This is a genomic window from Arthrobacter pityocampae, assembly GCF_002927275.1.
Classification (GTDB): Bacteria; Actinomycetota; Actinomycetes; order Actinomycetales; family Micrococcaceae; genus Arthrobacter_D; species Arthrobacter_D pityocampae.
The window spans coordinates 33,657-59,183 of record NZ_PRKW01000004.1; the positions used below are offsets into that span (position 1 = coordinate 33,657).

A 25,527-nucleotide genomic window follows, 5' to 3' on the forward strand; every position below is an offset into this window, starting at 1 on the left:
GAATTACTTCTTCTCGTCCTCCACGGTACCTTCGACGACGACGACCTCGTCGGTGCCGGCCTCGGCATCGACGGTCGTGTCCTCGGCGGGGACCACCTCGGCGGGCTCGACCGAATCCGCGGAAGCAGCGGAATTCACGGAGTCAGCGGACTCGGGCGAGTCCACAGAATCCACCGAGTCGACCGAGTCGGCGGACGCCGACGACGCGACGGGCGCTGCAGCGAGAACCGATGCTGCCTGCTCGGCCTCGGCGACGACGGACTGCTTCGCGGACATCGGCTCCAGCACGAGTTCGATGACCGCCATGGGGGCGTTGTCGCCCTTGCGGTTGCCGATCTTCGTGATGCGGGTGTAGCCACCCTCGCGGTTGGCGACGGCAGGTGCGATGTCCGTGAACAGCTCGTGGACGATGCTCTTGCTGCTGATGACGCCGAGGACGCGACGACGCGATGCGAGGTCACCCTTCTTCGCAAACGTGATGAGACGCTCGGCGTAGGGGCGAAGACGCTTGGCCTTGGTCACCGTGGTGGTGATCCGCTTGTGCTCGAACAGTGAGGCGGCCAGGTTGGCGAGCATCAGGCGTTCGTGCGCCGGACCGCCACCGAGGCGTGGGCCCTTTGTAGGTGTGGGCATTTTTCTTTCTCCTCATTCAGTGTCCGTCCCGCCGCTCGGATGAACGGCGGGCGGACGGATAGCGTGTTAGACCTCGTCGTCGCTGAAGGGGACGTCGTCCTCTTCGATGGCTGCGGCGCGGGCGGCGAGGTCGAACCCTGGAGGGGAATCCTTCAGGGACAGACCGAGCTCCACGAGCTTCGCCTTGACCTCGTCGATGGACTTCGCACCGAAGTTGCGGATGTCCATGAGATCGGCCTCGGAGCGTGCAACGAGTTCACCCACGGAGTGGATGCCCTCGCGCTTGAGGCAGTTGTACGAGCGGACCGTCAGTTCGAGGTCCTCGATCGGCAGCGCCATGTCCGCAGCAAGCGCTGCGTCCGTCGGCGACGGGCCGATCTCGATGCCCTCGGCGGCGGTGTTCAGCTCGCGGGCGAGACCGAACAGCTCCACCAGGGTGGTGCCGGCGGAGGCGACGGCATCGCGGGGGGCGATGGCGTCCTTCGTCTCGACGTCGACGATGAGCTTGTCGAAGTCGGTGCGCTGCTCCACACGGGTGGCTTCAACGCGGAAGGTCACCTTGAGGACCGGCGAGTAGATGGAGTCGACCGGGATGCGACCGATCTCCGAGTCGCCGGACTTGTTCTGGGAGGCCGAGACGTAGCCGCGTCCACGCTCGATGGTCAGTTCGAGCTCGAACTTGCCCTTCGAGTTGAGGGTCGCGATGTGGAGGTCCGGGTTGTGGAACTCGACGCCGGCGGGGGGTGCGATGTCCGCTGCGGTGACGACGCCGGGTCCCTGCTTGCGCAGGTAGGCGACGACGGGCTCGTCGTGCTCCGAGGAGACGGCGAGGTTCTTGATGTTCAGGATGATCTCGGTGACGTCCTCCTTCACCCCGGGAACCGTGGTGAATTCGTGCAGGACGCCGTCGATGCGGATGCTGGTGACGGCGGCACCCGGGATCGAGGACAGGAGCGTGCGGCGGAGCGAGTTGCCGAGGGTGTAGCCGAAGCCCGGTTCGAGCGGCTCGATGACGAACCGCGAGCGGTTGTCGGCGACTACTTCTTCAGTCAGGGTGGGGCGCTGTGCAATGAGCACTTACATTTCCTTTCGGGAAGCATCCGCTATATGACGCTTCCAAATGGGCGGGACTGCTGGTCGACCGGCTCAATAGCAGCTGGGACGGCACCGAACCGCCCTGCGGGAACCAGGGCTCCTGCAAGGCGGCACGGCGACCGGAAGGCTGACTAGACGCGGCGGCGCTTGGGCGGGCGGCAGCCGTTGTGTGCGCTCGGGGTGACGTCCGAGATGGAACCGACCTCGAGGCCGGTGGCCTGCAGCGAGCGGATCGCGGTCTCGCGGCCCGATCCGGGGCCCTTCACGAAGACGTCGACCTTCTTGACGCCGTGCTCCTGTGCACGCTTGGCAGCGGCTTCGGCGGCCATCTGCGCGGCGAAGGGCGTCGACTTGCGTGAACCCTTGAAGCCGACCTCACCAGCGGAGGCCCAGGAGATGACTGCTCCGCTGGGGTCCGTGATGGACACGATGGTGTTGTTGAAGGTGCTCTTGATGTGCGCCTGGCCGAGGGTGATGTTCTTCTTGTCCTTGCGACGCGGCTTACGAACCGCTCCACGAGTCTTGGGGGGCATTACTTCTCCTACGAAGGTATTGGGTAAAGCATGTGATCAGCTGATCGGACGTGCCTTTGCGTCGACCCCCTGAAGGGGCCTCCGCTGGCGAGGGTCCCCTGGCTCGGCGAGCTCTGCGAGCCGAGTTAGGGAGCCAGTGGGGAACTAGCGTCCGACCTTCTTCTTGCCGGCGACCGTACGCTTCGGGCCCTTGCGGGTACGGGCGTTCGTCTTCGTACGCTGTCCACGTACGGGAAGGCCGCGGCGGTGCCGGATGCCTTCGTAGCTGCCGATCTCGACCTTGCGGCGGATATCGGCTGCGACCTCACGGCGGAGGTCACCCTCGACCTTGAAGTTGCCCTCGATGTAGTCGCGGAGCTGGACCAGCTCGACGTCGGAGAGGTCCTTGACGCGCGTGTTCGGGGAGATGCCCGTGTCCACGATCGTCTTCTCTGCACGGGTCTTACCCACGCCGTAGATATAGGTGAGCGCAATGACTACCCGCTTTTCGCGGGGGATGTCTACGCCGGCGAGACGTGCCATAGTGGCGGTTCTCCTTTGGTGGTACCGGAGGTGTGGAGCAGAACGTCCGCGGAACCGATGCTCCGGTCCCCGGCCTCCGAGCCGGGGGTGTACACCCCGTGAGGGGTGCTGTTCTGCCGTTGAATGTACTTCTACGCGCGGGAAGAGCCTCGGGAGAGGTTCTTTAGCCCTGGCGCTGCTTGTGGCGCGGGTTCTCGCAGATAACGAGGACGTTGCCCTTGCGGCGAACCACCTGGCACTTCTCGCAAATCCGCTTCACGCTCGGGTTGACCTTCATGGGTTTCCTTCGAGTTGATTCTTATTTGTAGCGGTAGACAATACGGCCCCGGGTGAGGTCGTACGGGCTGAGTTCCACTACGACCCGGTCCTCAGGAAGGATTCGAATGTAGTGCTGGCGCATCTTTCCCGAGATGTGGGCGAGAACAATGTGACCGTTGGCTAACTCAACGCGGAACATCGCGTTGGGCAGCGCCTCGTTCACAGTGCCTTCAATCTCAATGACACCGTCTTTCTTGGCCATATCCTCCGCTAACGTCTGTGCCCGCCACTTGCGCGGCGGGCGGGTTCAGGGTTTTGATCGTCCGACCCCACGGGAGACGGAACTCCGCCGACGGGCAAGCCTCCACGGCCCATTGGGCATGAAGAACAGGGACAACCAACAGACAACGATACGCTAACGCCCGGCGATAGTTAAATCGCCCCGGAACGGGCGGAGGCCCCGCACGGCGTACGGGGCCTTCGATATGGCTGGTGCGCTTCCGGTGGGACCGGGGTCATCCGTCCAGGGGTGCCGGTGTCACGCCGAGCGGCCCGAGCCGGGACGCTCCGCCATCGGGTGCCGTGAGGACCCAGATGCCACCGTCGTGGACGGCCACGCTGTGCTCCCACTGCGACGCGCGCTTGCCGTCGGTCGTGACCACCGTCCACTCGTCGTCGAGCACCGCGGTCTCCAGCGAGCCCTGCACGAGCATCGGCTCGATGGCCAGGCACAGCCCGGGACGCACCTTCGGGCCGCGATTGGAGCTGCGGTAGTTGAGGACGTCGGGGGCCTGGTGCATCTGCGTGCCGATGCCGTGGCCCACGTAGTCCTCGAGGATCCCCAGGGAGGGGCCGGGGACGGATGAGACGTAGTCGTCGATCGCCGCACCGATGTCTCCCACGAACCGGCCGGAGGCCAGGGCGGCGATACCCCGCCACATCGCCTCCTCGGTCACCTCGGAGAGGCGCACGTCCTCCGGGCGGGGCGTTCCGACGATGACGGTCCGGGCGGAATCCGAGTGCCACCCGCGGACGACCGCCCCGCCGTCGATCGAGAGGATGTCACCGTCCTGGAGGACGTAGGACCCGGGGATGCCGTGGACCACCTCCGCATTCACCGAGGTGCAGATGCTCGCGGGGAAGCCGTGATACCCGAGGAAATTGGAGGTGGCGCCCTCCTCGCGAAGCACTCCCTCGAACACCGCATTCAGCTCTGCGGTGGTCACACCGACCGCAGCGGCCGCGACGGTGCGGTCGAGCGCCGTCGCCAGCACCCGCCCCGCGTCACGCATGACGAGCATCTGCTCGGTGGTCTTGTACTCGACCTTGGGCTGACGGAACATCGGGGCGTCCTAGCTTGCGACTTTGAGGGCTGTCATGACGCGATCGGTGACCTCGTCGATGGACCCGAGACCGTCCACCCGGGTGACGATCCCACGCTCGTCGTACCGGGAGACGACCGGCGCGGTCTGGTCCTGGTACAGGCCGAGGCGGTGGCGGATGACCCGCTCGTTGTCGTCCGACCGGCCGTCCAGCTTCGCTCGGCCGAGGAGGCGCTTCACGAGCTCCTCGTCGTCGGCGGTGAGCTGGAGGACCACGTCGAGAGCGAGGTCGTTCTCGCGGAGGATGTCGTCCAGCTCGGCGACCTGGGCGGCCGTCCGCGGGTAGCCGTCGAGGAGGAATCCCTCCTGGACGTCGCCGGCCGCGAGCCTGTCGCGCACCATGCTGTTCGTCACGCTGTCCGGGACGAAGTCGCCGGCGTCCATGAACGTCTTCGCCTCGACGCCCAGGGGCGTCTCGCGCCGGACGTTGTCCCGGAAGATGTCGCCGGTCGAGATGGCCACCACTCCGAGGCGCTCGGAGATCCGCGCGGCCTGCGTTCCCTTGCCGGACCCGGGGGGACCGATGATCAGCATTCTCGTCATCGCAACAACCCTTCGTAGTGACGCTGCTGGAGCTGAGCGTCGATCTGCTTCACCGTCTCGAGGCCCACGCCCACCATGATCAGGATCGAGGTGCCGCCGAACGGGAAGTTCTGGTTGGCGCCGATGGCCACGAGGGCGATCAGCGGAATCAGCGCGACGAGTCCGAGGTAGATGGCACCCGGGAGGGTGATGCGCGAGAGCACGTACTGCAGGTATTCCGCCGTCGGACGCCCTGCCCTGATGCCCGGGATGAACCCGCCGTACTTCTTCATGTTCTCCGACACCTCGTCCGGGTTGAACGTGATGGCGACGTAGAAGTAGGTGAAGAAGACGATCAGCAGGAAGTACATCAGCATGTACAGGGGGTGGTCGCCGCTGGTCAGGTAGGTGGAGATCCAGTTGACCCAGCCGGCAGGCGCGGTGCCGTCCTGCGGCGTGTTGAACTGGGCGATCAGGCTGGGCAGGTACAGCATCGAGGACGCGAAGATGACGGGGATGACGCCGGCCATGTTGACCTTGATGGGGATGTACGTGCTGCTGCCGCCGAGGGTGCGGCGCCCGACCATGCGCTTGGCGTACTGGACGGGGATGCGGCGCTGCGACTGCTCCACGAAGATCACGAGGGCCACGACGACGACGCCCATCAGCAGGACGAAGGTGAAGACCATGGCGCCCTGGGTGCGGAGGATCTCGCCGAGCGAGGTCGGGAAGCCGGCGGCGATCGCCGTGAAGATGAGCAGCGACATTCCGTTGCCGACGCCGCGCTCGGTGATGAGCTCACCCATCCACATGATGAGGCCGGTTCCGGCGGTCAGCGTGATGATGAGCAGCAGGATGGTGATGAGGGAGTCGTCCGGGATGATCGGCACAGGGCAGTTGCCGAGCAGGGCGCCCGAGCGTGCGAGCGAGACGAGGGTGGTCGCGTTGAGGAGCCCGAGTGCGATCGTCAGGTAGCGGGTGTACTGGGTCAGCTGTGACTGGCCCTGTGCGCCTTCCTGGTGCAGCTCCTGGAAGCGGGGGATGACCACGCGGAGGAGCTGCGTGATGATGCTCGCTGTGATGTACGGCATGATGCCCAGGGCGAAGATCGACACCTGGAGCAGCGCCCCACCGCTGAAGAGGTTCACGAACTGGTAGAGCCCGCCTTCGGTGTTCCCGAGGGCCAGGCACTCCTGCACGTTGCCGTAGTCGACGCCCGGGGCGGGGATGAAAGCCCCGAGGCGGAAGATGGTGATGATTCCCAGCGTGAACAACAGCTTGCGCCGCAAGTCTGGCGTCCGGAATGCCCGGCCAATAGCGCTTAGCAAGCGTCCTCCTGAAGGTCTGTTGGCCCTGTCGCGGACCGTACACAACAACCGAGTCTATCGGTTGGTCATGGGCGCGGGAGTTCCCGCTGGTGGTGAGTGGCGTAAGCCGAAAAAAGACTCCTGGTGGGCTGATTCAGCCCTGCCCACCAGAAGTCTAGTTCCTTGATGCCGTGGATCACAGCCAACCCCTCCCCCGGCGGTGCGGGCGGAGGGGTCGGCGGAGGACCTACAGCTCGGTGACGGTCCCGCCTGCGGCGACGATCTTCTCTGCCGCGGAGGCGGAGAAGGCGTCGGCCGAGACGTTCACGGCCACGGTGATGTCGCCGGTTCCCAGCACCTTGACGGGCTGGTTCTTGCGGACGGCACCGTTCGCCACCAGGCTCTCCACCGTGACGTCGCCGCCATCGGGGTAGAGCTCGGAGAGCTTGTCCAGGTTCACGACCTGGAACTCGACGCGGAACGGGTTCTTGAAGCCGCGCAGCTTGGGAAGGCGCATGTGCAGCGGCAGCTGGCCGCCGGCAAATCCTGCCTTCACCTGGTAGCGCGCTGCGGTTCCCTTGGTACCACGGCCTGCGGTCTTACCCTTCGAACCCTCACCACGGCCGACACGGGTCTTCGCCGTCTTGGCGCCGGGTGCGGGACGCAGGTGGTGGACCTTCAGGGCGTGGACGCGCTCTGCCTTGGCCTCGGTCGGGGCTGCGATGTTCTGGTCTGCCATTAGTTGGCCTCCTCAACCTTCAAGAGGTGCGGAACCGTGTTGACCATGCCGACGGTGACGGCATCGGCTTCACGGACCACGGTGTGGCCGATCCGCTTCAGACCGAGCGACCGCAGCGTGTCGCGCTGGTTCTGCTTGCCGCCGATGGCGGACTTGATCTGGGTGATCGAGAGCTGCACCGAGCTCACGCGCACTTTCTTCGGGGTGATCGCGGTCATCACGCACCTGCCTTCTGAGCTGCGATTGCGCGCAGCATCTGGTGGGAAGCGACCTCGTCGAGGGGCAGGCCACGGCGTGCCGCGACTGCCTGGGGCTCCTCGAGGCGCTTGAGCGCGTCAACGGTCGCGTGAACGATGTTGATGGCGTTCGCGGAACCGAGCGACTTGGAGAGGACGTCGTGGATGCCGACGCATTCCAGGACCGCACGCACCGGACCACCGGCGATGACGCCGGTACCCGGGGAGGCGGGACGGAGAAGGACGACGCCTGCGGCTGCCTCACCCTGCACGAGGTGCGGGACGGTGCCACCGATGCGCGGAACGCGGAACATCGTCTTCTTGGCTTCCTCGACGGCCTTCTGGATCGCCGAAGGGACTTCCTTCGCCTTTCCGTAGCCGACGCCGACCATGCCGTTGCCGTCGCCGACCACCACGAGGGCGGTGAAGCTGAAGCGACGGCCGCCCTTGACGACCTTCGCGACACGGTTGATGGTGACGACGCGTTCGATGAACTTGTCCTTGTCGTCGTTGCGTCCGCCGTCGCGACCGCCACGACCGCCACGCTCGCCGCCGCGGGTGTTGCCACCACGCTCGCCGCCGCGGGCGTTGCCGCCACGCTCACCGCTGCGGGCGTTGCCGCGGGTCGCGTCAGCCGACGCGGTCTCCGTTGCGCCGGTGGCCGGAGCTTCGGCCGCGGGCTGCTCTGTAGCCGTATTCAATGGGGCTTCCTTTGCCTTGTTCTCCTCGGTCACAGTGCCAGCCCACCTTCACGTGCGCCGTCTGCGATTGCTGCAACGCGACCGTGGTACTTGTTGCCACCGCGGTCGAACACGACAGACTCGACCCCGACAGCCTTGGCGCGCTCGGCGACGAGCTCGCCGACGCGCTTGGCCTTGGCGGTCTTGTCACCGTCGAATGCACGGAGGTCCGCCTCGAGGGTGGAGGCCGATGCAACGGTCACCCCGCGGGTGTCGTCGACGACCTGCACGAACACGTGGCGGGCCGAACGGTTGACGACCAGGCGGGGACGGACAGCCGTACCCGAGACGCGCTTGCGAATCCGGAGGTGGCGGCGTCCGCGCGAGGCGGCCTTGCTCTTCGAGCTGCGCTTCTTGTTGATGCTCAGACCCATGGTTACTTACCAGCCTTTCCGACCTTGCGGCGGATGATCTCGCCTGCGTAGCGGATGCCCTTGCCCTTGTACGGGTCGGGCTTGCGCAGCTTGCGGATGGTTGCAGCGACCTCGCCGACCTGCTGCTTGTTGATGCCTGCGACCGAGAGCTTGGTGGGGCTGTCGACGGTGAGCGTGATGCCCTCGGGAGCCTTGACGGCGACCGGGTGGCTGTAGCCCAGAGCGAACTCCAGGTCACTGCCCTTGGCCTGGACACGGTAACCCGTGCCCACGATCTCGAGGTTCTTCTTGTAGCCCTCGGTGACCCCGACGATCATGTTGGAGACCAGGGTGCGGGTCAGGCCGTGCAGCGAACGCGATTCGCGCTCGTCGTTCGGGCGGGCGACCGTGAGGGTCCCCTCGGAGAGGGAGACCTCGATGGGGCTGGGAACCGTGTGGCTCAGCTCGCCCTTCGGGCCCTTCACTGCGACTTCCTGACCGGTGACCTTGACCTCGACACCAGCGGGAACGGTGATGGGGAGACGTCCAATACGTGACATGTTTCTTTCCCTTTCCCGTTACCAGACGTAGGCGAGGACTTCCCCACCTACACCCTTCTTGGAGGCCTGGCGGTCGGTGAGCAGACCGGAGGACGTGGACAGGATGGCGATACCGAGGCCGCCGAGCACGTGGGGCAGGTTCGTGGACTTCGCGTACACGCGCAGACCCGGCTTGGAGATGCGGCGGATGCCGGCGATCGAGCGCTGGCGGTCCGGACCGAACTTGAGGTCGATGGTCAGCTTCTTGCCGACCTCCGCTTCCTCTTCCTTCCAGCCGGCGATGTAGCCCTCGGCCTTCAGGATGTCCGCGACGCGGGCCTTCAGCTTGCTGTACGGCATGGACACGGAATCGTGGTAAGCCGAGTTTGCATTGCGCAGACGCGTGAGCATGTCTGCGACAGGATCTGTCATTGTCATGTGGGCTCTTGCCCTTCCTCGAAACGGTTTCCGGATTCCGGTCGGCACACGGGGTGCCGGCGGGAGCGGACCTGCAACGTAGTTAGATTAATCTTCGGATTTGAACGGGAAGCCAAGCGCCTTGAGGAGCGCGCGGCCCTCGGCGTCGGTCTTGGCGGTGGTGACGACGGTGATGTCCATACCGCGGACACGGTCGATGCGGTCCTGATCGATCTCGTGGAACATGGACTGCTCCGTGAGACCGAAGGTGTAGTTGCCGTTGCCGTCGAACTGCTTGCCGTTGAGGCCGCGGAAGTCGCGGATACGGGGCAGTGCGAGGGAGACCAGGCGGTCCGTGAATTCCCACATGCGGTCGCCACGCAGGGTGGCGTGGGCACCGATGGGCATGGCCTCGCGGAGCTTGAACTGCGCGATGGACTTGCGGGCCTTGGTGACCTGGGGCTTCTGGCCGGTGATCGCGGTGAGGTCCTTGACGGCCCCGTCGATCAGCTTGGAGTCCTTGGCGGCGTCACCGACACCCATGTTCACGACGACCTTCACCAGGCGCGGGACCTGGTTGACGTTCGCGTAGCTGAACTCTTCCTGCAGGGCACCCTTGATCTCGGACGCGTAGCGCGCCTTCAGGCGGGGAAGAACCTTGGCTTCTGTGGATTCGACAGTCATTACAGATCCTTCCCTGATGACTTGGCGACGCGGATGCGGACCACACGCTCGCGGCCGTCGCGCTCGACGGTCTCGGTGCGGTATCCGACGCGGGTCGGCTTCTTGGTCTCGGGATCGACGACGGCCACGTTGCTGATGTGCACGGGTGCCTCGACGACTTCGATGCCACCGGTCGTGGTGCCGCGCTGCGACTGCCCGACCTTGGTGTGCTTGGTGACCCGGTTGATGCCTTCCACGAGGACGCGGTTGGACTCCGGGAACACCTTGAGGACCTTGCCCTGCTTGCCGCGGTCTCCGCCGCGTTCCTGCTTGCCCCCGGTGATGACCTGGACGAGGTCACCCTTCTTGATCTTGAGCTTTGTCTTCTGTGCCATGGACTACAGCACCTCCGGCGCCAGCGAGATGATCTTCATGAAACGCTTGTCGCGGAGCTCGCGACCGACAGGGCCGAAGATACGGGTACCGCGGGGGTCGCCGTCGTTCTTCAGGATCACTGCTGCGTTCTCATCGAACTTGATGTAGGAACCGTCCGCGCGGCGGCGTTCCTTCTTGGTGCGGACGATGACAGCCTTGACGACGTCGCCCTTCTTCACGTTTCCGCCGGGGATGGCGTCCTTCACGGTGGCGACGATGACGTCGCCGATGCCTGCGTAGCGGCGCCCGGATCCACCGAGCACGCGGATGGTCAAGATTTCCTTGGCCCCCGTGTTGTCGGCGATCTTTAGCCGCGATTCCTGCTGAATCACTGATTACTCCTGTCGTCGCGCCGGTTCTCTCATCGAGCCTTGCGGAACGGATATGGGTTGGCCCCGTAATACTGGTACTCGCCGCGTGCGCGCCCGGGGCGCGCGGCCCTGCCGGGACTTCAGCATGGCGGACCGTGGCGAACAAGATTATCGGGCTTTTGCCTATTTGCCCGGTGTGAAGGCAACCCCCGGGGTGATCCCGTGAGGAGACCTTGTGAGGGCATGCGCCAGCCCACCAGACAGACAAGATTCTTATCGTATCGCGAGGATGCCCCGGACGCGAAATCGCGTCCGGGGCATCCGGGGCGGTACCGGCAGGGCCGGCACCTGGGTGGTGCGGGTGTTACTTGGCCTTCTCGATGATCTCCACCAGGCGCCACCGCTTGGTGGCGGACAGCGGGCGGGTCTCGCTGATGAGGACCATGTCGCCGATGCCGGCGGTGTTCTCCTCGTCGTGCGCCTTGACCTTGGAGCTGCGGCGAAGCACCTTGCCGTACAGGGCGTGCTTCACGCGGTCCTCGACCTCGACGACGATCGTCTTCTCCATCTTGTCGGAGACGACGTAGCCACGGCGTACCTTGCGGTACCCGCGCGAGGTGGCGTCGTGGACGGCCTTCTCGGTACCTACGGTCGTCTCGTTCTGCTGCTCACTCATTTGGCGTCCTCCTCACGAGGTTCGATGTCCGCGGGAGGAGCGTCCTCCGCGGCAGCCTTCTTGGCTTTCTTGGGCTTGTCCGCCTTCGCGGGCTTCGCTTCCTCGACGGGAGCGACGACCTCGGGACGAATGCCCAGTTCGCGCTCACGCAGCACCGTGTAGATGCGTGCGATGTCGCGCTTGACCGACCGAAGGCGGCCGTGGCTTTCGAGCTGACCGGTGGCCGACTGGAAACGGAGGTTGAACAGCTCCTCCTTGGCCTTGCGCAGTTCTTCCACCAGACGCTCCTTATCGAAGCCGTCCAGCTGGTCTGTTGCCAGTTCCTTTGAACCCAGAGCCATAACTATTCACCACCCTCACGACGCACGATGCGTGCCTTCAACGGCAGCTTGTGGATCGCGAGGCGCAGGGCTTCGCGGGCTACCTCTTCGGAAACGCCGGACAGTTCGAAGAGAACCCGTCCCGGCTTGACGTTGGCCACCCACCACTCGGGCGAACCCTTACCGGAACCCATGCGGGTTTCGGCGGGCTTCTTGGTCAACGGGCGGTCCGGATAGATGTTGATCCAGACCTTGCCGCCACGCTTGATGTGGCGGGTCATGGCGATACGAGCGGACTCGATCTGCCGGTTGGTGACGTATGCCGGGCTCAGAGCCTGGATACCCCACTCGCCGAAGCTGACCTCGGTGCCGCCCGTAGCAGCGCCCGAACGACCCGGGTGGTGCTGCTTACGGAACCTGACTCGACGTGGGATAAGCATTTAGGCCTGTCCTCCTTCAGTCGCAGCGGGGGCTGCGGCGGTCTCGGCGGGTGCTGACGCACCCTGGCCCTCGGAGCGCTCGGGCGCACGACGACGACGGTCGCCTCCGCGGTCGGGTCCGGCGGGCCCACGGCCCGGACGGTCTCCGCCACGGCCACGGGAGGGAGCTGCCGCAGCCTGGGCTGCGAGTTCCTTCGCCGTGACGTCACCCTTGTAGATCCAGACCTTCACGCCGATGCGGCCGAAGGTGGTCTTCGCTTCGAAGAAGCCGTAGTCGATGTTGGCGCGGAGTGTGTGCAGGGGAACGCGTCCCTCGCGGTAGAACTCCGAGCGGCTCATTTCGGCGCCACCCAGGCGACCGGAGCACTGGACACGGATGCCCTTCGCGCCGGCACGCTGTGCGGACTGCATGGCCTTCTTCATCGCACGGCGGAACGCCACGCGGGAGGAGAGCTGCTCGGCGATGCCCTGAGCGACAAGCTGTGCCTCGATCTCGGGGTTCTTGACCTCGAGGATGTTCAGCTGGACCTGCTTGCCGGTCAGCTTCTCGAGCTCGCCGCGGATGCGGTCCGCTTCTGCTCCACGGCGACCGATGACGATGCCGGGACGTGCCGTGTGGATGTCCACGCGGACGCGGTCCCGGGTGCGCTCGATCTCGACCTTGGCGATGCCGGCGCGGTCCATGCCGGTCGACATCAGCTGGCGGATCTTGATGTCCTCGCGGACGAAGTCACGGTAGCGCTGACCGGGCTTGTTGCTGTCGGCGAACCAGTGTGACCGGTGATCGGTGGTGATGCCGAGTCGGAACCCGTGCGGGTTTACTTTCTGTCCCACTTAGCGGACCTCCACTTTCTCAGGGGTAGCGACGACAACCGTGATGTGGCTGGTCCGCTTGTTGATGCGGAACGCGCGGCCCTGGGCACGCGGACGGAACCGCTTCATCGTGGGGCCTTCATCGACGAATGCTTCGCTGATGATGAGGTTGTCCTCGTCGAAGGCGACGCCGTCACGGTCCGCGAGGACGCGGGCGTTGGCCATCGCTGACTGGACCACCTTGAATACCGGCTCCGAAGCAACCTGTGGGGCAAACTTCAGAATGGCCAGGGCCTCGCTCGCCTGCTTCCCACGAACAAGGTTGACGACGCGCCGGGCCTTCATGGGCGTTACGCGGATGTGCCGCGCAATAGCCTTGGCTTCCATTGCTTTCCTTCTCTCGTCGAAGAGCAGCGCCTAGCGGCGCTTGCCCTTGCGGTCGTCCTTCACGTGTCCGCGGAAAGTCCGCGTCGGAGCGAATTCGCCGAGCTTGTGCCCGACCATCGACTCGGTGACGAACACCGGGATGTGCTTACGGCCGTCGTGCACCGCGATCGTGTGCCCGAGCATGTCGGGGATGATCATGGAGCGTCGTGACCAGGTCTTGATGACGTTCTTCGTGCCCGTTTCGTTCTCGCGAGCGACCTTCACAAAAAGGTGCTGGTCGACGAAGGGGCCTTTCTTCAGGCTGCGTGGCATGTCTCCAGGCTCCTATCGCTTGTTCTTGCCGGAACGACGGCGACGCACGATGAGTGAGTCGCTCTCTTTGTTGGGGCGACGGGTGCGGCCTTCGGCCTTGCCGTTGGGGTTGACCGGGTGGCGTCCACCGGAGGTCTTGCCCTCGCCACCACCGTGCGGGTGGTCGACCGGGTTCATGGCGACACCACGGACGGTCGGGCGGATGCCCTTCCAGCGGTTGCGACCGGCCTTGCCCCAGTTGATGTTCGACTGCTCGGCGTTGCCGACCTCGCCGACCGTCGCGCGGCAGCGGACGTCGACGTTGCGGATCTCGCCGGAGGGCAGGCGCAGCTGGGCGAAGCGGCCTTCCTTGGCGACGAGCTGCACCGACGCACCGGCGGAGCGTGCCATCTTCGCGCCGCCGCCTGGGCGGAGCTCGACGGCGTGGATGACGGTACCCACGGGGATGTTGCGCAGCGGCAGGTTGTTGCCGGGCTTGATGTCAGCCCCGGCGCCGGCCTCGACGAAGTCGCCCTGCTTGAGCTTGTTCGGCGCGATGATGTAGCGCTTGGTGCCGTCGACGTAGTGCAGGAGGGCGATGCGCGCGGTGCGGTTCGGATCGTATTCGATCTCGGCAACGCGTGCGTCGACGCCGTCCTTGTCGTGGCGGCGGAAGTCGATCAGACGGTACTGACGCTTGTGTCCACCGCCCTTGTGGCGGGTCGTGATCTTACCGGTGTTGTTACGTCCACCCTTCTTGGGAAGGGGACGGACCAACGACTTTTCCGGCGTCGACCGTGTGATTTCAGCGAAGTCGGCAACGCTCGAGCCACGACGGCCCGGGGTTGTCGGCTTGTATTTACGGATTCCCATAACTCAATTCCTCGTTAAAGTGGTCTCCGCTCTAGGAGAGCGGACCGCCGAAGATGTCGATCGAGCCCTCTTTGAGGGACACGATGGCACGCTTGGTGCCCTTGCGCTGGCCCCAGCCGAACTTGGTGCGCTTGCGCTTGCCAACCCGGTTGATGGTGTTGATGGAGTCGACCTTCACGGAGAAGATCTTCTCGACCGCCAGCTTGATTTCTTCCTTGTTCGAGCGCGGGTCGACCAGGAAGGTGTACTTGCCTTCGTCGATCAGTCCGTAGCTCTTCTCCGAGACGACGGGTGCAATGACGACGTCGCGCGGATCCTTTGCGATGGTGCCGCTCACTTGGCATCCTCCTCGGTGATGACATCAGCCGTGCCGACGAACTGGTCGTAGGCGGCCTTGGTGAAGATCACGTCGTCGGAGACCAGCACGTCGTACGTGTTGAGCTGGTCTACGTAGAGGACGTGTACCTCGGGCACGTTGCGCACCGAGAGTGCTGCGACGTCGTTGGCACGCTCGATGATCACGAGCAGGCGGGGCCGCTCGGAGATCGCGCGCAGGGTGTCGATCGCACCCTTGGTCGAGGGCTTGTCGCCGGTGACCAGGGATTCGAGGACGTGGATACGGCCGTTGCGTGCCCGGTCCGAGAGGGCTCCGCGCAGGGCGGCGGCCTTCATCTTCTTGGGGGTGCGCTGGCTGTAGTCGCGGGGGGTCGGTCCGTGGACGACACCGCCACCGGTCATGTGGGGGGCGCGGATCGAACCCTGACGGGCACGACCGGTTCCCTTCTGCTTGAACGGCTTGCGGCCTGCGCCGCTGACCTCGGCGCGGGTCTTGGTCTTGTGCGTACCCTGGCGGGCAGCAGCAAGCTGGGCGACGACGACCTGGTGCAGCAACGGCACGTTGGTCTGTGCGTCGAAGATCTCCGCGGGGAGATCGACCTTTACAGTGTTGGCAGCCATTTGGCTATGCTCCCTTCACGGCGGTGCGTACGAGGACGACCTGGCCGCGGGCGCCCGGAACGGCGCCCTTGATCAGCAGCAGCGACTTCTCGGCGTCGACAGCGTGAACCCGGAGGTTCAGCGTGGTCTGACGAACGGCGCCCATGCGGCCTGCCATTTTCATTCCACGGAAGACGCGGCTGGGGGTGGATGCTCCACCGATGGAACCGGGCTTGCGGTGGTTCTTGTGGGCACCGTGTGAGGCTCCCACACCGTGGAAGCCGTGGCGCTTCATGACGCCGGCGAAGCCCTTGCCCTTGGTGGTGCCGATGACGTCGACCGTCTGGCCGGCTTCGAACATCTCGACGGAGAGTTCCTGGCCCAGCGAGTAGGAGTCGGCATCGGAGGTACGCAGTTCGACGACGTGACGGCGCGGCGTGACGCCGGCCTTCTCGAAGTGGCCGGCGAGCGGCTTGGTGACCTTGCGGGGATCGATCTGGCCGAAGCCGATCTGCACGGCGGTGTAGCCGTCCTTGTCCTCGCTGAGGAGCTGCGTGATGACGTTCGAGTCTGCCTGGACGACGGTGACGGGGATGAGGATGTTGTTCTCGTCCCAGACCTGGGTCATGCCGAGCTTGATGCCCAGCAGGCCCTTGACCTGGCGCGTAAGTGAAGTAGACATGTGTATCCGCTCTCCCTTACAGCTTGATTTCGATGTTCACGTCCGCAGGCAGGTCGAGACGCATCAGCGAATCGACGGCCTTGGGCGTGGGGTCAATGATGTCGATCAGACGCTTGTGAGTACGCATTTCGAAGTGCTCACGGCTGTCCTTGTACTTGTGCGGGGACCGGATGACAACGAAAACGTTCTTCTCCGTGGGCAGGGGCACGGGGCCCACTACCGTTGCGCCTGCGCGCGTCACCGTCTCAACGATCTTCCGGGCTGAAACATCGATGACCTCGTGGTCATATGACTTCAGCCGGATGCGGATTTTTTGTCCCGCCATGGCGTCTCGACTCTCTCTCTACATAACTGCCTGGGCAGTTCCGGTACGTACGTACATTTCCTGCGTCCGTTGTGTGACGCCTCCCGAACAGACTGAATCCGGAGAACTCCGGGTTCCTCACCCTGCCGGGCTCCGACCCCCGCGCTCGGGCGTGTCGCCATCTCTGGACATACACGACCCGCTGGTTCCGGACGGACCGGAGGGGGTGGACTTCATTTGGGCTGCGCATATCGGCGGACCTGATCCCTGCATCGGGCATTATCCCGACCGGGATGAGGTCTCGGACCGCGCGCGTCAGCGCTTGAACAACTTATCCAGTGTCGCAGATCCCCTGCATGATTGCGAACCGGGCCGGGCGTCACCCGGGTGATGTGTGCTACTCGACTTCACGGCCGTCCCGGTCCATCCGGAGCCCCGAGAACTAGAATATTGGTCCCCCATCGCGAAGGAGATCAGCCATGATCAGCGCCAACAGGACCACGACCATCCTGCCTGTGCGGGACCTGGACCGGGCCCGGAACTTCTACGAGACGAACCTCGGCCTCCACGCCGACAGGGCCTGGGAGGAAGGGACCTTCCTCTTCAGCGAGGACGGGCACAACGGCATCGAGCTGCAGCTCAAGCCCGATAGCGCGCCGTCCGGCAATACCGAGCTCAGCTTCGAGGTGGAGGACCTCGAAGCGGAGATAGCAGTCCTCGAACAGCATGGAGTGACCCTCGAGGATTACGACCTCCCCGGGTTGAAGACCGTGGACCACATCGCCGAGAACGACCATCTGCGTTCGGCGTGGTTCACCGACTCGGAGGGGAACATCCTCTGCCTCCACCAGATCACCGCCTGACCGTGCCGAGGCACGATCGCCCTCTCCTCCGGCACGGAAGAGACGGCAGGAAGGACGGCAGGAAGGGCCCCGCTGCACCGGCAGCGGGGCCCTTCTGCTAATAGCGCTAGACGGGCCATGGTCGACCTCACGACCGGGGCGTCAGGCCCCGGGCCACCTCACGACCGGGGCGACAGGTCCCGGGCCACCTCACGACTGGGGCGACAGGTCCCGGGCCACCTCCGGGCCGGGGTGCGACCCGCTGCCCTCACCGGGCGCCGGTCCGGACCCGTCGTCGGGGGCACCGGTACCGGCCTGAGCGCCGGGCGCCGGTCCGGACCCGTCGTCGGGGGCACCGGTACCGGCCTGAGCGCCGGGCGCCGGTCCGGTCCCGTCGTCGGAGGCTCCGGTACCGGCCTGAGCGCCGGGCGCCGGTCCGGGCCCGTCGTCGGGGGTGCCGGTACCGGTCTGAGCGCCGGGCGGTGGACCCTGCCCCTGGCGGTTGAGCTTCCAGACAGCGAAGGCCAGCAGCAGAAGCGCCGCGACCGTCAGGAGCAGGAACGTGAAGCCGCGGAGGAACCAGAGCAGTGCGAGTGCGATACCGACGGCACCCCAGAGGCTGAACAGTCGTCGTGACAGGGCGACGCCGGCTGCCAGGAGCACCACGTGGCCACAGAGCGACCAGACCTGCGCGCCCGTTGTGCCTCCGGCCACGGTCAGGAGACCTGTCGCCGAGAGGATGGTCGCGGATCCCGGGAGCCAGAGAAGCCCCCGGCCCGGCACGCCCCGGGTGAAGGACCAGGCGGCGAGCAGCGCGAGGGCGAGCACCCACCACTGCGCCGCCCAGAAGAAGTCGATCCCGTCGAGGAGGAGCCAGGCCACGCGCTGCACGGAGAGCACGACCACGAGGAAGGCCACCTCGCAGTACACGGAGCGGATACGAGCCGGAACCTCCCATGCCCCGAGCACGGCGACGACGGCGAGGAGCAGGGAGCCTGCGACGGCCGAGTCGTCCGCGGGCATGGCGAGGACCGCGGCGACGGCGGTCCAGCCGAGGGCCAGGCCGCCGAGGATCCGGTACCGATGCCCGGCCGCATCCTCACCCGGCAGGAACACCCGGGCGAGGTGCAGGAAAGCGGCAGCCAGCACCGCACCGCCCAGAAGGCGGATCGCGTCGGAGCCGAGCGTCCCGCCGGTGGTCCGGTCCACCTGGTCCACGAAGGCGGGGGCGGCGACGATGACGGCTGCCGCTCCCCCGGCGTCGAGTCCGGAGAACGCCTCGCGCTGCGCCAGGGTGAAGCCGATACCGGCCACGGCGGCGGCGACGACCACCCGGTCCCAACCGGCTCCGTCCGCGAAGGCGAAGAGGACCGCCTCGGTGGCGAACAATCCGGCGCCGATGCGGCTCGGCATCCGGAGGCGGGAGGCCGAGGCGCGGACGCGCACCATCGCGAGAGCGACCGCGCAGGCGACCGCGACGAGCGCACCGACCGGCACGGACAGCGGCGCCTCGGGCAGTAGTCCTGCCGGTGCCAGGCCGAAGTCCTTCGAGAGGACCGCGATGAGCGCAGCACCGGCGTACAGGGCAGGGTATGCGGTGGCGCCCTTGTGCTGGACGAGGAACAGGACGGCGGACACGGTGCCGAGCAGGACGAGATGCAGGACGATCACATCGAGCCGTGCGTCGGGGTTGCTGACCGCCAGGTAGGCCAGGGGAACGGTGGCGAGGAGGCCGATGCTCAGCCATGCCGACGATCCCTGCAGCCCCGCCTGGCGGAACCTCGAGCGCAGGAGGACCCGCACCAGTTCCTGCACGGCGATGCTCACGGCCGTCACCGCGAACACCTCGTGCACCGAGAGGTCCAGGTCAGCGGAGACCGTCGCGACGAGGGCGGTGAAGGACAACTGTGCCGCCAGGAGGTACGCGCCACGGCGCAGACGGTCGCCTGCGCGCCGCGCCATGAGGGCTCCGTAGCCGATGGCGACGACCAGCAGCACCTCGTAGGAGCGGATGCCGAATCCGGCTCCGATCCCTGCGAGGGCCGCCACCACGAGGGAGACGGGGCCGATGGCCTCCGTCAGGGCGCCCGGGATATTCCGCACGTGCGCCTTGCCCGCTCCATCGCCCGTGGAGTCGTGCGGCGCAGCAGCGGACAGGACGCGGCCACCCGCCGCATCGCCCGTGGGGTCGTGCGGCGCAGCAGCCGACAGGACGTGACCGCTTGCCTCGATGCCCTCAATGTCGTGCGGCGCGGCAGGCGACAGGCCGCGACCACCTGCCTCGCCGAGGGGTAGGAGAAGGGAGGTCAGGCAACCGGCCAGGACGCAGATCCAGAGGCCGGACGCCACGATGGCGAAGGTCTCCGTCCCGGAGGCCAGGGCGACGGCCGTGACGAGCGATGCCCCACTCGCGGTGCAGATCACCCACGGGCTGTACACGCTCGCCGACCGTCGGCGCCATCGGCGGACCTCGACGAGCTGGTTCACCGCGAAGGCCACCAGGAGGGCGAGGCCTGCGACCTCCCCGACCTGCCAGGGCGGGGGCAGTGGTGGTTGCAGGTGGACGAGCACGGCGATCGGCGCCAGGACGGTCACCGCCCCTCGCGCAGCCAGCATGAAGCGTTCCCGGTACCGGCCGGTCGAGCGCCCTGCCCGCAGGACCAGGTAGACGGCCGTCAGCGCGAGGACCGTCTCCGCCCGCCAGGGGTTGTCCCACCGGGTCATCGTGCTGAGGAGTGCTCCCGGGAGGACGAGCAATTCGAGTGCTCCGCCGCTCCGCACGGCGATCGCCATACCGGTGATCAGCACCAGGAGTACAGGCAGCAGGGCGTCCGGGCCATCCCCCGGACCGGCGAGGATCCCCCACCCCGAGGAGAAGATGGAGGCAGCTGCGGCCAGGCCCAGCGTCACGAAGGTCAGGACGACGTCGACGGCGTACAGGGAGGTGCGCCGCGTAACAACGTCCGGGTTGTCCCGGCCGGCCGAGCGCGCCGCGTCGAGGAACGTCCTGGCCCTGCCCGGCACAGCGAGCAGAGCCGTGATCTGAAGGGCGAGGCACACGGCGAGGAGGAAGGAGATCCATCCTGCCGAGCTGCCGGCAGCCCCCGCGGTGAGGACGACGGTGATCGTGCCCACGAGCCTCACGGCATAGAAGTGCTGGATCCTCTGGGCGTCGTAGAACGCCAGCAGCGCCGCGTAGTACAGGGTGGCAACCACCCATAGCTGAGCGCGGTCCGCCTCGGTCAGCACAGGACCGAGCAGCACGGAGGCGACGAGGGCGGACGGCGCCAGTAGCCGATGGGTGTCCACGACGGCCCAAGAGATGACCTCGGGGAGCCACCCCGGGGCGAGGCGCAGGAGCCCGGCCAGGATGGCGGCCACGCCGATCGAGCAGGTGAAGTACCAGACGAGCGCGCCTCCGAGCAGTGACACGGAGGACAGCGCGATCGAGAGGAAGAACGGCAGCGTGAGGAACGCGACGACACGACTGTGCAGCCGGACGGCAGCCAGGACGTACGCGACGGTGCCGACGACTGCCGTGGCGAACCAGGCGAGAGCCACCTGACCGGTGAGGAACCCGAAGAACAATCCGGCCACCGGTAGCAGGGCGAGTCCGGTACCCGTGAAGGCGACCGCTGCCGGCCGGAGGTGCGGCAACCGCGTATGCAGGACGAGACCGCTGACGTAGAACAGGGCGACGACGACGCTGATCGTCGCCGCGCGGGCGGCGCCGGGTACGGCCGCACCGATGAAGAGACCGCCGGCCGCAACGAGCAACAGACTGGCGGAGTACAGGGCGATGTTGATGCTGCGGAGTTCGCGGGCGGCCCGCCGGGCCGCGCGTTCCTCCGCGGTCGGCGGAACGGGGTCGCCGACCTCTGAGGGACGGTCGGGCGGAAGGCTGATTCCCGCGGACCCCGTCCAGGCAGGCCCGCCAGTGGGGCGCGTCCCGGCAGGCCCGCCAGTGGAGCGCGTCCCCGCAGGCCCGCCCGTGGGACGCGTCCCCGCAGGCCCGCCCGTGGGACGCGTCCCGGCCGGCACACCAGCGGACCCCGCCCCGGCAAACGAGCCAGCAGGGTCCGTCGCAGACGACACACCCGCGGAGCCAGCCCCCGCCGGCGCAACGGCAGGATCTGTCGGAGCCTGGGCACCGGCAGGAGAAGGCCGCGGCTCCGAGGCACCTCTGGACGGAGTCCGCGCATGCCCTGGCGCCTCCGGGTGGTGCAGGCTCGCAGGCTGAGGTGTCGTAGCGCCCGCATCCGCCTCGGGGTCCAGACCCGGCACGGGGTCCAGGCCCGGCACGGGGTCCAGGTCCGGCACGGGGTCCAGGCCCGGCACGGGATCCGCGGGCCTGGCTGCGAGGGACGCGCCCTCGCGATACCCCCGCTCGTACGCCGCCGCCACGTAACGGTCGGCGGTCCCGGCACGTGCGCTGCGGCGCCGTGTGACCGCCCATCCCGCCAGGTACCCGGCACCGAAGATGCTCAGGACGATCACCAGAAGAATCGTCAGAATCAGACCCAATGCCACTCCCCCATGATGGGAACCGGATGCCGCCCCCGGGCCAGTATAGGCAGGGCACACCCGTGACCGACGCGCCCGGGAACTCCCTGTGGAGAACCGGCCGCGGCATGATCAGGGCGCATTAACGAAGGAACCCCCGCCGCGGACGGCAGGGGTTCCTCGATGCTCCAGCAGGGCTGGACGATCCGAAGGACTACTTCAGGATCTTGGTGACACGTCCCGAACCAACGGTGCGGCCGCCTTCGCGGATGGCGAAGCCGAGGCCGTCTTCCATGGCGATGGGCTGGATGAGCGCAACGGTCATCTCAGTGTTGTCGCCGGGCATGACCATCTCGGTGCCCTCGGGGAGGGTGATGACGCCGGTCACGTCCGTGGTACGGAAGTAGAACTGCGGGCGGTAGTTCGAGTAGAACGGGTTGTGACGCCCGCCCTCGTCCTTGGCCAGGATGTAGACGTTGGCCTCGAAGTCGGTGTGAGGGGTGATCGAACCCGGCTTCACGATGACCTGTCCACGCTCTACGTCTTCGCGCTTGATGCCGCGGAGCAGCAGACCACAGTTCTCGCCGGCCCAGGCCTCGTCGAGCTGCTTGTGGAACATCTCGATACCGGTGACCGTGGTCTTCTGGACCGGACGGATGCCGACGATCTCGACCTCGGAGTTGATGGCGAGGGTTCCGCGCTCGGCGCGGCCCGTGACGACGGTTCCACGACCGGTGATCGTGAAGACGTCCTCGACGGGCATGAGGAACGGCTTGTCCTTGTCGCGGATGGGATCCGGGACGTTGTTATCGACGGCTTCCATGAGGTCCTCGACGGACTTGACCCACTCGGGGTCGCCTTCGAGAGCCTTGAGACCGGAGACGCGGACCACGGGGGCCTCGTCGCCGTCGAAGCCCTGCGAGCTGAGCAGCTCACGGACTTCCATCTCCACGAGGTCGAGGAGCTCTTCGTCATCGACCATGTCGGACTTGTTCAGCGCGACCAGCAGGTAGGGGACGCCGACCTGGCGGGCGAGCAGGACGTGCTCGCGGGTCTGGGCCATCGGACCATCGGTGGCTGCGACGACGAGGATTGCCCCGTCCATTTGGGCCGCACCGGTGATCATGTTCTTGATGTAGTCAGCGTGACCGGGGGCGTCCACGTGGGCGTAGTGGCGCTTCTCGGTCTGGTACTCGACGTGCGAGATGTTGATCGTGATGCCGCGCTGCTTCTCCTCGGGAGCCGAGTCGATCGACGCGAAGTCACGCTGCTCGTTGAGGGTGGGGTACTTGTCGTACAGCACCTTGGAAATGGCAGCCGTCAACGTGGTCTTTCCATGGTCAACGTGACCAATGGTGCCGATGTTAACGTGCGGCTTAGTCCGCTCGAACTTTGCCTTCGCCACGGGTTCCTCCTAGAACGTTTGAGAAGAATTGCTTCCCAGCCACGCTGATCGCGGCTGAAACTCATGCAAGTCTACTGGGGGCTTTTGGTTTTGATGAAATTGCTGTGCACCGCCGGTCCGGGTGGACCAGCGGAAGGAAGCGCGGGGCGGCCGGCCCTGGGACAGGCCGCCTCCGCTCCCCCGGGATCCCGTTGCCGGGAAGGGGCTACTCGCCGCGGGTCTTCTGGATGATCTCGTCGGCGACTGCCTTCGGGACCTCGGAGTAGCTGTCGAACTTCATGGAGTACACGGCACGACCCTGGGTCTTGGATCGGAGGTCACCGATGTAGCCGAACATGCCCGAGAGGGGCACGTGCGCCGTGATGACCTTGACGCCGCTGGCGTCCTCCATGGACTGCATCTGGCCGCGACGGGAGTTGAGGTCACCGATCACTTCACCCATGTATTCCTCGGGTGTGCGGACCTCCACCTCCATGAGCGGTTCGAGCAGCACGGGCTTCGCCATGCGGGCGGCTTCCTTGAAAGCCATCCGGCCGGCGATCTTGAACGCCATCTCCGAGGAGTCGACGTCGTGGTAGGCGCCGTCGAGCAGGGTCGCCTTGATGCCGACCACCGGGTAGCCGGCGAGCACGCCGTCGTTCAGTGCATCCTGGATGCCGGCGTCGACACTCGGGATGTACTCGCGGGGCACGCGGCCACCGGTGACCTTGTTGTCGAAGGCGTACAGGACACCCTCCTCGACCTCCATCGGCTCGATCGCGATCTGGATCTTCGCGAACTGGCCGGAGCCACCCGTCTGCTTCTTGTGGGTGTAGTCGTGCTTGGCGACCTTGCTGCGGATCGTCTCGCGGTAGGCGACCTGGGGCTTGCCCACGTTCGCTTCCACGCGGAACTCGCGGCGCATGCGGTCCACCAGGATGTCCAGGTGAAGCTCGCCCATGCCGGCGATGATCGTCTGTCCGGTGTCCTCGTTCAGGGAGACCTGGAACGTGGGGTCCTCGGCCGAGAGCTTCTGGATGGCCGTGGACAGCTTCTCCTGGTCACCCTTGGTCTTGGGCTCGATGGCCACCGAGATCACGGGCGCCGGGAAGCTCATGGACTCGAGCACGATCTGGTTCGCGGAGTCGGAGAGGGTGTCACCGGTGGTGGTGTCCTTCAGGCCGATCGCGGCGTAGATGTGCCCGGCCGAAGCCTCTTCGACGGGGATCTCCTTGTTGGCGTGCATCTGGAACAGCTTGCCGATGCGCTCCTTCTTGCTCTTCGTCGAGTTCACCAGCTGGGTACCGGCGGTCACGTGACCGGAGTACACGCGGATGAAGGTCAGCTGACCGAAGAACGGGTGCGTGGCCACCTTGAACGCGAGGGCCGAGAAGGGCTCCTCGGTGCTCGGTGCACGCGTGAGCTCGACCTCTTCGTTCCGGGGATCGTGACCGATCATCGGGGGGACGTCGAGGGGCGAGGGCAGGTAGTCGATGACGGCGTCGAGCATCGGCTGCACACCGCGGTTCTTGAACGCGGAGCCGCAGAGGATCGGGTAGAGCTCGGAGTTGATCGTCATCTTGCGGATGCCGGCCTTGAGCTCGTCGACGGAGATCTCTTCGCCTTCGAGGTACTTGTTCATGAGTTCGTCGGAGGACTCGGCGACGGTCTCGACGAGGGCCGCGCGGTACTCCTCGGCCTTCTCCTTGAGGTCGGCCGGGATCTCCTGGATCTCGTACTTCGCACCCATGGTGACGTCACCCTTGGAGTCGCCGGGCCAGACGAGGGCACGCATGTAGAGCAGGTCGACGACGCCGACGAAGTCGTTCTCGGCACCGATGGGGAGCTGCAGCACGAGGGGCTTGGCGCCCAGGCGGCTGATGATGGTGTCGACCGTGAAGTAGAAGTCGGCGCCCAGCTTGTCCATCTTGTTGACGAAGCAGATGCGGGGCACTTCGTACTTGTCGGCCTGGCGCCAGACGGTCTCCGACTGGGGCTCGACGCCCTCCTTGCCGTCGAACACGGCGACGGCGCCGTCGAGGACGCGCAGTGAGCGCTCCACCTCGACGGTGAAGTCGACGTGCCCGGGGGTGTCGATGATGTTGATCTGGTTGTTCTCCCAGAAGCAGGTGACCGCGGCGGACGTGATGGTGATGCCGCGCTCCTTCTCCTGTTCCATCCAGTCGGTGGTGGAGGCGCCGTCGTGCGTCTCACCGATCTTGTGGTTGACACCCGTGTAGAACAGGATGCGCTCGGTAGTAGTGGTCTTGCCGGCATCGATGTGGGCCATGATGCCGATGTTGCGGACCTTGTTCAGGTCGGTAAGCACGTCCTGTGCCACGGTGTCTCCCTCAATACGAAAATGGAGTTCTGCTGGGCCACCGGCCGGGC

General features: G+C 66.2%; 33 protein-coding genes. 1 reads left to right on the forward strand and 32 read right to left on the reverse strand.

The genetic code is table 11. From position 1 onward, the window contains the following. Window positions 1-3: 3 nt before the first annotated feature. From rplQ to rpsJ, 29 genes are all read right to left on the reverse strand, one after another. Window positions 4-633, reverse strand: coding sequence for a 50S ribosomal protein L17 (gene rplQ / locus C4K88_RS09120; RefSeq protein ID WP_104121351.1), 630 nt, complete (start codon window positions 631-633; stop codon window positions 4-6). A 66-nt stretch (window positions 634-699) separates the two neighbouring features. Then, entirely contained in the window at window positions 700-1,710 is a 1,011-nt protein-coding gene (locus C4K88_RS09125; RefSeq protein WP_104121352.1) for a DNA-directed RNA polymerase subunit alpha, read from the reverse strand. Between the two features lie 149 nt (window positions 1,711-1,859). Beyond that, window positions 1,860-2,261 carry a 30S ribosomal protein S11 gene (rpsK, locus tag C4K88_RS09130; RefSeq protein ID WP_043440662.1) on the reverse strand — a complete coding sequence of 134 codons (402 nt, stop codon included), beginning with the start codon at window positions 2,259-2,261 and terminating at the stop codon, window positions 1,860-1,862. 144 nt (window positions 2,262-2,405) lie between these two features. Beyond that, entirely contained in the window at window positions 2,406-2,783 is a 378-nt protein-coding gene (gene rpsM / locus C4K88_RS09135) for a 30S ribosomal protein S13 (protein ID WP_043440660.1), read from the reverse strand. Window positions 2,784-2,946: 163 nt separating this feature from the next. Further along, window positions 2,947-3,060, reverse strand: coding sequence for a 50S ribosomal protein L36 (gene rpmJ / locus C4K88_RS09140; RefSeq protein WP_043440658.1), 114 nt, complete (start codon window positions 3,058-3,060; stop codon window positions 2,947-2,949). Window positions 3,061-3,081: 21 nt separating this feature from the next. After that, window positions 3,082-3,303, reverse strand: coding sequence for a translation initiation factor IF-1 (gene infA / locus C4K88_RS09145; protein ID WP_019481515.1), 222 nt, complete (start codon window positions 3,301-3,303; stop codon window positions 3,082-3,084). Between the two features lie 253 nt (window positions 3,304-3,556). Continuing rightward, window positions 3,557-4,384 carry a type I methionyl aminopeptidase gene (gene map, locus C4K88_RS09150; protein ID WP_104121353.1) on the reverse strand — a complete coding sequence of 276 codons (828 nt, stop codon included), beginning with the start codon at window positions 4,382-4,384 and terminating at the stop codon, window positions 3,557-3,559. A gap of 9 nt (window positions 4,385-4,393) precedes the next feature. Next, the gene (locus C4K88_RS09155; protein WP_104121354.1) at window positions 4,394-4,966 is read right to left on the reverse strand and encodes an adenylate kinase; all 573 of its coding nucleotides are present in this window, start codon (window positions 4,964-4,966) and stop codon (window positions 4,394-4,396) included. Further along, window positions 4,963-6,273 carry a preprotein translocase subunit SecY gene (gene secY, locus C4K88_RS09160; RefSeq protein WP_104121355.1) on the reverse strand — a complete coding sequence of 437 codons (1,311 nt, stop codon included), beginning with the start codon at window positions 6,271-6,273 and terminating at the stop codon, window positions 4,963-4,965. Before secY ends, C4K88_RS09155 begins: the two co-directional genes overlap by 4 nt. A 226-nt stretch (window positions 6,274-6,499) precedes the next feature. After that, complete coding sequence (rplO, locus tag C4K88_RS09165; protein ID WP_104121356.1) at window positions 6,500-6,991, reverse strand: 50S ribosomal protein L15; 492 nt, start codon at window positions 6,989-6,991, stop codon at window positions 6,500-6,502. Then, the gene (gene rpmD / locus C4K88_RS09170; RefSeq protein WP_104121357.1) at window positions 6,991-7,209 is read right to left on the reverse strand and encodes a 50S ribosomal protein L30; all 219 of its coding nucleotides are present in this window, start codon (window positions 7,207-7,209) and stop codon (window positions 6,991-6,993) included. Before rpmD ends, rplO begins: the two co-directional genes overlap by 1 nt. Beyond that, window positions 7,209-7,928, reverse strand: coding sequence for a 30S ribosomal protein S5 (rpsE, locus tag C4K88_RS09175; RefSeq protein ID WP_104121358.1), 720 nt, complete (start codon window positions 7,926-7,928; stop codon window positions 7,209-7,211). The genes rpmD and rpsE overlap by 1 nt, the downstream gene beginning before the upstream one ends. A gap of 29 nt (window positions 7,929-7,957) precedes the next feature. Next, entirely contained in the window at window positions 7,958-8,341 is a 384-nt protein-coding gene (rplR, locus tag C4K88_RS09180; protein WP_104121359.1) for a 50S ribosomal protein L18, read from the reverse strand. Between the two features lie 2 nt (window positions 8,342-8,343). Next, window positions 8,344-8,880 (reverse strand): 50S ribosomal protein L6, encoded by a 537-nt coding sequence (gene rplF, locus C4K88_RS09185; RefSeq protein WP_104121360.1) that lies wholly within the window; start codon window positions 8,878-8,880, stop codon window positions 8,344-8,346. Window positions 8,881-8,898: 18 nt separating this feature from the next. Further along, window positions 8,899-9,297 (reverse strand): 30S ribosomal protein S8, encoded by a 399-nt coding sequence (rpsH, locus tag C4K88_RS09190; RefSeq protein WP_043440638.1) that lies wholly within the window; start codon window positions 9,295-9,297, stop codon window positions 8,899-8,901. Between the two features lie 87 nt (window positions 9,298-9,384). Then, window positions 9,385-9,960, reverse strand: coding sequence for a 50S ribosomal protein L5 (gene rplE / locus C4K88_RS09195; protein WP_104121361.1), 576 nt, complete (start codon window positions 9,958-9,960; stop codon window positions 9,385-9,387). After that, window positions 9,960-10,334, reverse strand: a complete 375-nt coding sequence (gene rplX, locus C4K88_RS09200; protein WP_104121362.1) for a 50S ribosomal protein L24 — start codon at window positions 10,332-10,334, stop codon at window positions 9,960-9,962. The genes rplE and rplX overlap by 1 nt, the downstream gene beginning before the upstream one ends. A gap of 3 nt (window positions 10,335-10,337) precedes the next feature. Further along, complete coding sequence (gene rplN / locus C4K88_RS09205) at window positions 10,338-10,706, reverse strand: 50S ribosomal protein L14 (protein WP_026549116.1); 369 nt, start codon at window positions 10,704-10,706, stop codon at window positions 10,338-10,340. Between the two features lie 343 nt (window positions 10,707-11,049). Then, window positions 11,050-11,361, reverse strand: a complete 312-nt coding sequence (rpsQ, locus tag C4K88_RS09210; protein WP_104121363.1) for a 30S ribosomal protein S17 — start codon at window positions 11,359-11,361, stop codon at window positions 11,050-11,052. After that, the gene (rpmC, locus tag C4K88_RS09215; protein ID WP_104121364.1) at window positions 11,358-11,702 is read right to left on the reverse strand and encodes a 50S ribosomal protein L29; all 345 of its coding nucleotides are present in this window, start codon (window positions 11,700-11,702) and stop codon (window positions 11,358-11,360) included. Before rpmC ends, rpsQ begins: the two co-directional genes overlap by 4 nt. A 2-nt stretch (window positions 11,703-11,704) precedes the next feature. Beyond that, window positions 11,705-12,121: a 50S ribosomal protein L16 gene (rplP, locus tag C4K88_RS09220; RefSeq protein WP_043440626.1), complete on the reverse strand. Its 417-nt coding sequence runs from the start codon at window positions 12,119-12,121 to the stop codon at window positions 11,705-11,707. Next, window positions 12,122-12,955 carry a 30S ribosomal protein S3 gene (gene rpsC, locus C4K88_RS09225; protein WP_104121365.1) on the reverse strand — a complete coding sequence of 278 codons (834 nt, stop codon included), beginning with the start codon at window positions 12,953-12,955 and terminating at the stop codon, window positions 12,122-12,124. Then, on the reverse strand, window positions 12,956-13,321 hold the full coding sequence (rplV, locus tag C4K88_RS09230) for a 50S ribosomal protein L22 (RefSeq protein ID WP_104121366.1): 366 nt from the start codon (window positions 13,319-13,321) through the stop codon (window positions 12,956-12,958). It lies immediately after the preceding gene. 30 nt (window positions 13,322-13,351) lie between these two features. Beyond that, a complete protein-coding gene (gene rpsS, locus C4K88_RS09235; protein WP_104050958.1) occupies window positions 13,352-13,633 on the reverse strand; it encodes a 30S ribosomal protein S19 in 282 nt (93 codons plus the stop codon). Between the two features lie 12 nt (window positions 13,634-13,645). Further along, complete coding sequence (gene rplB / locus C4K88_RS09240) at window positions 13,646-14,485, reverse strand: 50S ribosomal protein L2 (protein WP_104121367.1); 840 nt, start codon at window positions 14,483-14,485, stop codon at window positions 13,646-13,648. A gap of 31 nt (window positions 14,486-14,516) precedes the next feature. Beyond that, the gene (gene rplW / locus C4K88_RS09245; protein ID WP_026531955.1) at window positions 14,517-14,822 is read right to left on the reverse strand and encodes a 50S ribosomal protein L23; all 306 of its coding nucleotides are present in this window, start codon (window positions 14,820-14,822) and stop codon (window positions 14,517-14,519) included. Further along, window positions 14,819-15,442 (reverse strand): 50S ribosomal protein L4, encoded by a 624-nt coding sequence (rplD, locus tag C4K88_RS09250; protein ID WP_104121368.1) that lies wholly within the window; start codon window positions 15,440-15,442, stop codon window positions 14,819-14,821. The genes rplW and rplD overlap by 4 nt, the downstream gene beginning before the upstream one ends. Before the next feature lie 4 nt (window positions 15,443-15,446). Then, a complete protein-coding gene (rplC, locus tag C4K88_RS09255; RefSeq protein ID WP_104121369.1) occupies window positions 15,447-16,103 on the reverse strand; it encodes a 50S ribosomal protein L3 in 657 nt (218 codons plus the stop codon). 16 nt (window positions 16,104-16,119) lie between these two features. Next, window positions 16,120-16,428 carry a 30S ribosomal protein S10 gene (rpsJ, locus tag C4K88_RS09260; protein ID WP_026531952.1) on the reverse strand — a complete coding sequence of 103 codons (309 nt, stop codon included), beginning with the start codon at window positions 16,426-16,428 and terminating at the stop codon, window positions 16,120-16,122. A 458-nt stretch (window positions 16,429-16,886) separates the two neighbouring features. On the opposite strand from rpsJ, the gene C4K88_RS09265 reads away from it, so the two are divergent. Further along, on the forward strand, window positions 16,887-17,270 hold the full coding sequence (locus tag C4K88_RS09265; RefSeq protein WP_104121370.1) for a VOC family protein: 384 nt from the start codon (window positions 16,887-16,889) through the stop codon (window positions 17,268-17,270). Between the two features lie 189 nt (window positions 17,271-17,459). Here C4K88_RS09265 and C4K88_RS09270 read toward each other — a convergent pair whose 3' ends face one another. The 3 genes from C4K88_RS09270 to fusA form a co-directional block, all read right to left on the reverse strand. Continuing rightward, the gene (locus tag C4K88_RS09270; RefSeq protein WP_104121371.1) at window positions 17,460-21,026 is read right to left on the reverse strand and encodes a hypothetical protein; all 3,567 of its coding nucleotides are present in this window, start codon (window positions 21,024-21,026) and stop codon (window positions 17,460-17,462) included. A 940-nt stretch (window positions 21,027-21,966) separates the two neighbouring features. Next, on the reverse strand, window positions 21,967-23,157 hold the full coding sequence (gene tuf, locus C4K88_RS09275) for an elongation factor Tu (protein ID WP_043440601.1): 1,191 nt from the start codon (window positions 23,155-23,157) through the stop codon (window positions 21,967-21,969). Window positions 23,158-23,362: 205 nt separating this feature from the next. Continuing rightward, window positions 23,363-25,477: an elongation factor G gene (gene fusA / locus C4K88_RS09280; RefSeq protein ID WP_104121372.1), complete on the reverse strand. Its 2,115-nt coding sequence runs from the start codon at window positions 25,475-25,477 to the stop codon at window positions 23,363-23,365. Window positions 25,478-25,527 lie beyond the last annotated feature (50 nt).